Source organism: Pedobacter sp. 05L430 (assembly GCF_056397585.1).
In genome coordinates this window covers 1-1,449 of the sequence record NZ_JBFTNT010000518.1, presented here as the reverse complement: position 1 = coordinate 1,449, position 1,449 = coordinate 1, and the positions used below count along the sequence as shown (strand labels likewise).

Sequence of the window (1,449 nt, the reverse complement as noted above, 5' to 3'; positions counted from 1 at the left end):
CCATTATTGTTAATGCACATAATGGTGACGAAGTTGCTTCGTCTTCGTTTATCTACCCAAGATGGAATGACGGACTTTATTGCAACGCCAGTCAGAATCAATTCAGGCAACACCCACTAGATTATATTGAGGGGATAGTACATACTATAAAAGAGTGTTTAAGGCAGGGTGGAACATTTGTAGCTACAAATATCAGAGCAATATCTATCGCTACCACAGGCTCGACTCCGATAGCCGTAAATGACAAAGGAATTCCACTGGCATTGCTACCTGAGTTTGAATCTGATGCTGATGCGATGTTTATTCTTTGGAAAGACCACACCGCAGTTAAAGAAGCTTCCGAAATTAATGCACACGCAAATAAACATAACCCTGATTACACTTTATATTCCGGAGGTATTTACTCCTCAGAATGGTTCTGGTCGAAGCTATTACATATCCTGCGAAAAAACGAGCTTGTCAGAAATGCTGCTTATACCTGGGTTGAACATTGTGACTGGATGCCATTTCTGCTAACCGGAGGTAAAAAAGCCACGGAAATAAAGCGAAGTGTATGCGCCGCCGGACATAAAGGTTTGTGGGCCGAAGAGCATGGTGGTTTTCCTCCTGATCACTTCTTCTCTACACTTGATCCACTATTAACCGGATATTCGGCTACTTTAGGTAAGGAGGTTTATACCTCAGATAAAGCAGCCGGTAGGTTAAATGGAGAATGGGCTGAACGATTGGGATTGAGTACAGATGTTTTAGTGGGTATTGGTGCAATCGATGCACATATGGGTGCCGTAGGTGGACAAATAGAACCTTATTACCTGAGCAAAGTAATTGGTACATCTACCTGTGATATGTTGGTTGCACCAAAAAAAGATATAAAAGAAACCGTAGTTAAAGGAATATGTGGACAGGTTGATGGCTCTATTATTCCCGGAATGATAGGCATGGAGGCTGGACAGTCGGCCTTTGGCGATGCATATGCTTGGTTTAGGAATCTTTTATCATGGCCTTTACAGCATTTAGTTTCCGGTTCAGCTGGAATTGATGCAGCAAATTCGAAAATAATTCCGGAGAATATTTCTCAGCAGCTATTGGCTGAGTTGGAGAAATATGCGGCGGCATTAGAATTTAATGATCAGAGTGAACTGTCTGTTGATTGGTTTAACGGCCGCAGAACACCTGATGCCAATCAATTACTGAAAGGTGCGATAACAGGTATAAACCTGGGGAGCAATGCGCCTTCCATATACCGATCAATTGTAGAAGCTACCTGTTTTGGCTCAAAAAGTATCTCCAACAGGTTTAAAGCTGAGGGCATTGCCATAAAAGGTTTGATAGGTGTGGGCGGTATCGCAAAGAAATCACCATTTGTAATGCAGACGCTCGCAAATGTCATGAATATGCCTATCCGTGTCCACCAGTCTGAACAGACTTGTGCACTGGGAGCCGTAATGT

Annotated in this window: 1 protein-coding gene; it reads left to right on the top strand. The window is 42.8% G+C overall.

The genetic code is table 11. The annotated features are described in order from the left end of the window. Positions 1 to 2: 2 nt before the first annotated feature. The coding region (locus AC1DG9_RS26990; RefSeq protein WP_477635683.1) for a ribulokinase at positions 3 to 1,449 on the top strand (1,447 nt) is incomplete at its 3' end.